The organism is Sphingomonas bacterium (genome assembly GCF_903643065.1).
In the GTDB taxonomy this organism is placed as follows: domain Bacteria; phylum Pseudomonadota; class Alphaproteobacteria; order Sphingomonadales; family Sphingomonadaceae; genus Sphingomonas.
Genome location: NZ_CAHJWX010000055.1, coordinates 1 through 8308, shown reverse-complemented (window position 1 = coordinate 8308; position 8308 = coordinate 1). Strand labels below are relative to the sequence as shown.

The following is an 8308-nucleotide window of genomic DNA, read 5'->3' as shown; positions in this document are numbered from 1 at the left end:
TTGATGCCGAGCGCGACGTTGTCGCCGGGCATCACCATCTCCGTGCCCTCGGGCAGCTCGACGGTGCCGGTCACGTCGGTGGTCCGGAAGTAGAATTGCGGGCGATAGTTGCCGAAGAACGGCGTGTGTCGACCGCCCTCCTCCTTCGACAGCACATACACCTCCGAGTTGAAGTCGGTGTGCGGCTTGATCGAGCCGGGCTTGCACAGCACTTGGCCGCGCTCGACCTCCTCGCGGCCGACGCCACGGATCAGCGCGCCGACGTTGTCGCCGGCCTGGCCCTGATCGAGCAACTTGCGGAACATCTCGACGCCCGTGACCACGGTCTTGCGGGTGTTGTTGATGCCGACGATCTCGACTTCCTCGCCGACCTTGACGATGCCCTGCTCGACGCGGCCGGTGACGACGGTGCCGCGACCCGAAATCGAGAACACGTCCTCGATCGGCATCATGAACGGCTTGTCGAGCGGACGCTCGGGCTGCGGGATGTACTCGTCCACCGCCGCCATCAGCTTGAGCACAGCGTCATGACCGATCTCGGGCGTCTTGTCGTTAAGCGCGGCGACGGCCGAGCCCTGGATGATCGGAATGTCGTCGCCCGGGAACTCGTAGGACGACAGCAGCTCGCGGATCTCTAGCTCGACCAGCTCCAGGATCTCGGCGTCGTCGACCAGGTCGACCTTGTTCATGAATACCACCATCGCCGGCACACCGACCTGGCGCGCGAGCAGGATGTGCTCGCGGGTCTGCGGCATCGGGCCGTCGGTGGCGGACACGACCAGGATCGCGCCGTCCATCTGCGCGGCGCCCGTGATCATGTTCTTCACGTAATCGGCGTGGCCGGGGCAGTCGACGTGCGCGTAATGGCGCGCGGCCGTCTCATACTCGACGTGCGCGGTCGAGATGGTGATGCCGCGCTCACGCTCCTCGGGCGCCTTGTCGATATTGTCATATGACGTGAAGGTCGCGCCGCCGGTCTCGGCCAGCACCTTGGTGATCGCCGCGGTCAGCGAGGTCTTGCCATGGTCGACGTGACCGATGGTGCCGATGTTGAGATGCGGCTTGGTCCGCTCGAATTTCGCCTTGGCCATGTTCTTTCCTCAAACAGCGCGCCGCCCTCGATCGGTGGCGGGCCGCATGGATCGTGATTCGGTGATGGTGGAAGCAAGCCTCCAACGCACGAAGGCGCCCGACGGCGAACCGCCCAGCTCTTCGAGACGCTGCGCCCTTACCGCCCCGGCGCGAGCCGCGCAAGGTACTTAGACGTTCGCCGCCGCCCGAACGATCGCGGGAAGCGGAGGCGCGCCGCCGGGGTCCGCGATGTGGACGATCGATCGTGGGAGGATAGGTGGGAGCGCTTGGTCGGCACCTCCTCGCCGACGCTTCCACGCCGCTCGCCGCCCTGCTTGAGCTGATGTGCGACGCCTTGATTCAATAGCCGGAACCGGTGGTCCCAATACTGCCCGCGATCCGCGCGGTGACGAATGATATCGTGTATCGATGGAGTCGCGAGAGGCTCTGATCGAATTTATCTCACGATGCATGCCCAGAAAAGCAATTGGAAGAGAGCCGCCGATCCTTCATTCAAGGATCAACGGCTTCTTCTAATGACAAAACTAAGGTCAGGCGAAGCCGACGCGCATGCTCACCTTCCCTCGACGGCGCAGTGCGCCACCAACCACGCCCAAGCCCACCATCGCCATGGCCCAGGTGGACGCTTCCGGCACCACGGAGGCCGCGACGACCGAGCCCGACAGCGAGCGATTACCGCCGCTTGGCTCATGCTCATAGGAACTACTGGTCAAGATCGTCCCGCCAGTGTCGGAAAGACCGGAGCTGAAATATAGCTGGAGCTCGTTTACCAAACCTGGCGAGTCGATGCGGAAGTACTGCGAAGGGAGCGTTGAAGCGCTGATAGTCGAAGTGGCTGGCGTATAAGTATAGCCGGTGAAGCTGCCGAAGGCTGAAGCGACAATATTATAAGATTCCACCGCCGTCCGGGCATCGTTGGTCGTGAAGGAGCCGGTCACCGTGCCTGAGGCCGATGTCACGTTCAAGTTGAACACCTTGGTGGCATTGGCGGCAGCGGGCGAGAGCATCGCGCCGGCCAAGACGAGCAGTTTAACTTTCGACAGCATTGGTGATCCCCCATTCAGCCACGCTGAATGCGAGGCACCAGCCCAGCGATAACGACGGGATCCAGGATGGTAAATGCTGGTCAGGATTGATCTGGATTTTGTTTCCTGATTCAGGACAACAACTTTGTAAGGTCGAAACAGGCCGGTCTAGTTCGGGGCCAAGTCAGGCGCGACCACGCCCGCTCTCACAGGGCGAGGACGCCCGTGTCGATCGCCAGCCCCGCGACCGTAACGGCGACGAGCCGCTCGCCGAACGCCACCGCCCGCCGCGAACCATAGCTCTCCGCGCCGGGCTGGTGATGCACCAGGATGCGACCATCGTTCACGTCCACCACCCAATATTCCGGCACGCCCGCCGCCGCGTACAAGCGCAGCTTGCGTCCCAGATCGCCCTCGAGCGTCGTGTCCGCCACCTCCACCACCAGCGCCACCGTGGCGACCGGCACGTCCCGGTCGCCACGCCACGAAGTCAGCGCGATGTCCGGCTCCGGCATGTCATGATCCGACGCGCGAACGGACACCTCGATCAGGGCTTCCAGCTCGCCGCCGATCGCCTCCAGCACGTTGCCCAGTTCACGAGCAAGGCGCGATTTGACTCGCGCATGCCGGCTCCATTGCGCGTTCATGACATAGACCTCTCCGTCGATCAGCTCGGATTTGGCGTAGGCGTCGAACGCCCCGCTGTCGGCGAGCAGCACGAAGTCCTCGACACGCAGCCGCAGCCGCTCGGGCATGGTCAGGATGCGGGCGGGGGCGTTCATGGTCCGAACATAACGCACGCGTGCCGCTCCGTCATCCGGCCTTGCGCCAAATCCTGCTGCATGCGGCCTGCGCCATGCAAAAAGGGCCCGCTCCCGTTGAGGAAGCGAGCCCTTCTGATCGCGTGGCCAAGATTGGCCCCGTGCGCCTTCAGGCCATCTTCGCCTTCACCTCATCGGCGACGTTCGCCGGCACCTCGTCATAGTGCGAGAACTGCATCGTGTACTGCGCGCGCCCCTGCGTAAAGGAACGCAGCTGGTTGACGTAGCCGAACATGTTGGCGAGCGGCACCTGCGCCTCCACCGACTGGGCGTTGCCGCGCGTGTCGGTGCCCTGGATCTGGCCGCGGCGCGAGTTGATGTCGCCGATGACGTCGCCCAGATAATCCTCCGGCGTCACCACCTCCACCTTCATGATCGGCTCCAGGATCGTGATCCCCGCCTTCTGCGCCGCCTCGCGCATCGCGCCGCGCGCGCAGATCTCGAAGGCGAGCGCGCTTGAGTCGACGTCATGATATTTACCGTCGATCAGATGCACCTCGAAGTCGACGATCGGAAATCCGATCAGCGATCCCGTCTCCGCCGTCTCGCGCATCCCCTTCTCGACCGACGGGATATACTCGCGCGGGATGTTGCCGCCCTTGACCACGTCGACGAACTGGAAGCCCGTGCCGCGCTCGCCCGGCTTCACCTGCACCTTGACCTCGGCGAACTGGCCGGAGCCGCCCGACTGCTTCTTGTGGGTGTAGGTCAGCTCGACCGGCTTCTTGAGGTACTCGCGATATGCCACCTGCGGCGCGCCGACGTTCGCCTCGACCTTGAACTCGCGCTTCATGCGATCGACCAGGATCTCCAGGTGAAGCTCGCCCATCCCCTTGATGATCGTCTGGCCGCTCTCGGGGTCCGACGCGACCCGGAACGACGGGTCCTCGCGCGCCAGGCGATTGAGCGCCACGCCCATCTTCTCCTGGTCGGCCTTGGTCTTGGGCTCGACCGACAGCTCGATGACAGGCTCGGGAAACTCCATCCGCTCCAGGATGATCGGCGCGTTCATCGCGCACAGCGTGTCGCCGGTGGTGGTGTCCTTCAGCCCCGCCAGCGCGACGATGTCACCCGCATAGGCGGCCTGGATGTCCTCGCGCTCATTGGCATGCATCAACAGCATGCGGCCGACCTTTTCCTTCTTGTCCTTGACCGAGTTGGTCACCTGCGACGCGGTTTCCAGCTTGCCCGAATAGATGCGCGCGAAGGTGAGCGTGCCGACGAAGGGGTCGTTCATGATCTTGAACGCCAGCGCGGAGAACGGCTCGCTGTCCGACGACGGCCGCTCGTCCGGCGTCTCGCCATCGAGCTTGACGCCCTTGATCGCCGGCACGTCGAGCGGCGATGGCAGATAGTCAACCACCGCGTCGAGCAGCGGCTGAACGCCCTTGTTCTTGAAGGCCGACCCACACACCACCGGCACGAACGCCATGGCGAGCGTGCCCTTGCGGATCAGCTTCTTCAGGTCCGCGACGCTCGGCTCATTGCCTTCCAGATAGGCTTCCATCAGATCGTCGTCCTGCTCGACGGCCATCTCGATCAGCTCGCTGCGATATTTGGCGGCCTTGTCGGCCAAGTCGGCGGGAATATCGCCGTACTGGAACTTCGCGCCCAGGCTCTCTTCCAGCCAGATGATCGCACGGTTCTCGACCAGATCGACCAGGCCCTTGAAGTCGCCCTCGATCCCGATCGGCAGATACAGCACCGCCGGCCGCGCGGCGAGCCGCTCGATAATGGAGTTGACGCAGAAGTAGAAATCGGCGCCGGTGCGGTCCAGCTTGTTGATAAAGCACATCCGCGGGACGCCATACTTGTCCGCCTGCCGCCACACCGTCTCCGATTGCGGCTCGACGCCCGCGACGCCGTCGAAACAGGCCACCGCGCCGTCCAGGACGCGCAGGGAACGCTCGACCTCGATCGTGAAGTCGACGTGCCCGGGCGTGTCGATGATGTTGATCAGGTGCTCTTCGCCCTTGCCCTCCTCGGCCCGCCATTTGCAGGTCGTCGCGGCGGACGTGATGGTAATGCCGCGCTCCTGCTCCTGCTCCATCCAGTCCATCGTCGCGGTGCCCTCATGCACCTCGCCGATCTTGTACGACTTGCCGGTGTAGAAGAGGATGCGCTCGGTCGTCGTCGTCTTGCCGGCGTCGATATGCGCCATGATGCCGATGTTGCGATAACGGTCGAGCGAATGGCTGCGGGCCATGATGCGTGGTCCTTAGATCAGAAGGTCGGGCAAGCGGGGCGAAGGCCGACGCTCAGGGAAAGAACAACTTGGCGATCGCCGCGCCGGCGCCCATCAGCGCGGCGCCGGCGATCACGCCTTGGAAGATGGTTGCGATGGGCAGGAAGCGAGTCTCCTCCTGCGTCTTGGTCATCTCCGCCACGATCCTGCGGGTCTCGGCGGAAAACTTGTCCACCTCTTCCTGAGTCCGGCGAATGCGCGCAATCTGCTCCTGAAGATCAAGGTCTCCGGGCGGCACGTGCGTTACCATCGCTTTCCTCCTGCCCGTATATAGAGGCTACCAGCGATAATGCGAGAAGGCGCGGTTGGCCTCGGCCATGCGGTGCGTGTCCTCGCGCTTCTTCACCGCGTTGCCGCGATTGTTGGACGCGTCGAGCAGTTCGCCCGACAGGCGCGATGACATCGTATTCTCCGAGCGCGAGCGCGCCGCCGTGATCAGCCAGCGGATCGCCAGCGCCTGTGCGCGCTCGGGCCGCACCTCGACCGGGACCTGATAGGTCGCGCCACCGACGCGGCGGCTGCGTACCTCGATGCCCGGCTTGATGTTGTTGAGCGCGTCGTGGAACACGCCCAGCGGATCGCGCTTGGCGCGCGTCTCGACGGTCTCCATCGCGCCATACACGATCAGCTCGGCGACCGACTTCTTGCCGTCATACATGACGGAGTTCATGAACTTGGAGAGCACCTCGTCCCCGAACCGGGGATCGGGCAGGATTTCGCGCTTATCGGGACGACGACGACGAGCCATTAATCGATTCCTTCAAGAGATTTCAGCGTGATCCGGCAGGGAGCCGGCGCTTACTTGGGGCGCTTGGCCCCGTACTTGGACCGCGACTGCTTGCGGTTCTTGACGCCCTGCGTGTCGAGCACGCCGCGCAGCACATGGTAGCGCACGCCCGGCAGGTCGCGCACGCGGCCGCCCCGGATCAGCACCACCGAATGCTCCTGGAGGTTGTGCCCCTCGCCCGGGATATAGGAGATGACCTCGCGCTGGTTGGTCAGCCGTACCTTGGCCACCTTGCGCAGCGCCGAGTTCGGCTTCTTGGGCGTGGTGGTGTAGACGCGGGTGCAGACGCCGCGCTTCTGCGGGTTCTGCTCCATGGCCGGAACCTTGCTCTTGGCCTTCTGTGGTTCGCGACCGTGGCGAACCAGCTGATTGATCGTCGGCATTGAAGCCTTCACCTTCCTGAGGGTTACTTTGCTGGGGCGATGGCGGGAATGCGAAAAGGGCCCGCGAAGGCCCGCCCGACGCATCCAGCAATGTTCAAGCTTGCCCGTCGGGTAGCCCGACGAGCACAAGCGTCATTACGCGCGGGGCGTCCTTCGGTCAACCGCGCTTGCATCGGCGCGGCTTGCGCGATCGGATTGTGGACGCCCTCTTGCCCGTCCGCGCCGGGCTTCGTATGAAGCGTGGGCGCGAAGGGGTGTAGCTCAGCTGGTTAGAGCGTCGGTCTCCAAAACCGAAGGCCCTCGGTTCGAGTCCGAGCTCCCCTGCGCCGCTGTCTCCCTGCCCGCAACGCAAGTCCGCGCGAGGCCTACCGGGCACGGCGAAGTTGAACCTCAACATCACATAATAGTCTCCATGACGGTCCAGCCTTAGTGGCCACGAAGCCGGCGTGGCTGGCGACCAGAGTATGCGACCGACCGGCGGATCGACGCAGCGGATGCGGTCTCACGAGTAGGACCGTGCTGGCCAGCGAGGCCTTGTTGATCGTCTAGAGCGCTGGCGTCGTGACCGGTGAACTGAAAACAGCCGAGACCCGTCAAACAGCGTCGTCCTGACCGGTTGACTCATCGGCTTCGCCCTTCGCTTGCATACGCCGGGAGAGCGCGTCCAAACCTTGCGGATCATGCTCTGCTCGCGTGACAATCCCGCCGTTCATCTGGTCCCGATCCGCCGCTCGACCGCGCTCAGCTGCGTCAGCCCCCATGCCCCCGCCGGTCCCATCGCCGTGAACTCCGCGCGCGCGCGAGCGGCGGCGGCTGCGGCGGCGGCGGGTTGCCCCGCCTTGAGCGCGATCACCGCGTCCACCAGCGCGGCCTGCGGCACGATCACGTTGGGCTGCGGCAATGCGGTGGCGGCGGCATGCACATCCGCGATCGTCGTCCGCGCACCGGCGACATCGCCCATCTCGGCCTGGGTCTGCGCCGACGCCATCTCGATGGTGAGCGTCGGCAACGCGCGCGGCCCCAGATAGCGGACCGCGAGCGGCTTCGCCTCAGCCAGCGAGTCGCGGGCGGCGGCGAACTTGCCCTGCGCCAGCTGGGCGCGTCCGCGCCACGACAGGCTGTTGGCGAGGCCGGCCGTGTCGCCGTACAGCGTCCGCCAGCGCTCCGCGGCGGCCGCGAACGTCCGCTCCGCCCCCGCCGGATCGCCGCCGCGCAGCTGCCAGGCGCCGCCGATCACGGTGAGACCGAGCGCCTGGATCGAGTCCCGCTCGCCCGGCAGTTCCATGATCCGCTGGGCGCGCGCGAGGATCGGACCGACTTCGCGCAGCCGGTTCGCCTCGGTCAGATAGATCAGCAGATTGTTGTAGCGGGTCAGCATCGCGCTGGCATCGCCGACGAACGCCCGCTCGGCGCCGGGCAGGTTGGTCAGCAACAGGCCGATGGCGCGATCATAGTCGTGCTTGCGCCGGGCGATGCCTGCCCGAGAGCCGATGATCTGCTGCAGCTCGATGGCGTTGCGCTCCGGGTCGCGCGCGAGCACGCGCTCCGCCTGATCGAGCAGCGCGACCGCGTCGTCGGGCGCGCCGATCGCCATCGCCCCGTCCGCCAGCGTCGCCTTGAGCTTGGCAGTGGTCGCCGGATCGTCACGCCCGATACCGCGCACCAGCGCCGCCTTGAGCAGGTCATAGCTGCCCTTGCCGTCCTGCACGTTGACATAAAGGTCGCTCAGCGCGCCGATCAGTCGCCCCGATCGCGCGCTGCCGTCCAGCGTGAGGAGCAGCCGGGCGGCCGAGGCGTCCAGCGTCTGCTTCAGCGTCAGGTCGCCGCCGCTGCCGCTCTGCCCCAGCATCAGCGTCATGGTCTGCACGATCGAATCGGACCGGCGCGCCTCGGCCAGCGCGGCGTCGCGCTCGATCGCGGTGCGATGCGCCTGCGCCGCGACGCCGGCGACGCCG

The 8308-nt window shown here is 65.4% G+C and carries 8 protein-coding genes and 1 tRNA gene; 1 reads left to right on the top strand and 8 read right to left on the bottom strand.

Going from position 1 to position 8308, the window contains the following annotated elements:
- The 7 genes from tuf to rpsL form a co-directional block, all read right to left on the bottom strand.
- A partial coding sequence (gene tuf / locus HUU95_RS03480) for an elongation factor Tu (RefSeq protein ID WP_174278828.1) occupies nucleotides 1-1091 on the bottom strand: 1091 nt, incomplete at its 3' end.
- A 531-nt stretch (nucleotides 1092-1622) separates the two neighbouring features.
- Nucleotides 1623-2138 (bottom strand): PEP-CTERM sorting domain-containing protein, encoded by a 516-nt coding sequence (locus HUU95_RS03475; protein WP_174278827.1) that lies wholly within the window; start codon nucleotides 2136-2138, stop codon nucleotides 1623-1625.
- A gap of 185 nt (nucleotides 2139-2323) precedes the next feature.
- Nucleotides 2324-2899 carry a Uma2 family endonuclease gene (locus HUU95_RS03470; protein WP_217429756.1) on the bottom strand — a complete coding sequence of 192 codons (576 nt, stop codon included), beginning with the start codon at nucleotides 2897-2899 and terminating at the stop codon, nucleotides 2324-2326.
- A 148-nt stretch (nucleotides 2900-3047) separates the two neighbouring features.
- Nucleotides 3048-5144, bottom strand: coding sequence for an elongation factor G (gene fusA / locus HUU95_RS03465; RefSeq protein WP_174278826.1), 2097 nt, complete (start codon nucleotides 5142-5144; stop codon nucleotides 3048-3050).
- 52 nt (nucleotides 5145-5196) lie between these two features.
- A complete protein-coding gene (locus HUU95_RS03460; protein WP_174278825.1) occupies nucleotides 5197-5433 on the bottom strand; it encodes a hypothetical protein in 237 nt (78 codons plus the stop codon).
- Between the two features lie 27 nt (nucleotides 5434-5460).
- A complete protein-coding gene (rpsG, locus tag HUU95_RS03455) occupies nucleotides 5461-5931 on the bottom strand; it encodes a 30S ribosomal protein S7 (protein WP_174278824.1) in 471 nt (156 codons plus the stop codon).
- 50 nt (nucleotides 5932-5981) lie between these two features.
- Nucleotides 5982-6353 (bottom strand): 30S ribosomal protein S12, encoded by a 372-nt coding sequence (gene rpsL, locus HUU95_RS03450; protein WP_174278823.1) that lies wholly within the window; start codon nucleotides 6351-6353, stop codon nucleotides 5982-5984.
- A 250-nt stretch (nucleotides 6354-6603) separates the two neighbouring features.
- Between rpsL and HUU95_RS03445 the strand changes: the two genes are divergently transcribed.
- A tRNA-Trp gene (locus HUU95_RS03445) sits at nucleotides 6604-6677 on the top strand.
- 385 nt (nucleotides 6678-7062) lie between these two features.
- Here the strand turns inward: HUU95_RS03445 and HUU95_RS03440 are convergent.
- On the bottom strand, nucleotides 7063-8308 hold a 1246-nt coding region (locus HUU95_RS03440), incomplete at its 5' end, for a hypothetical protein (RefSeq protein WP_217429755.1).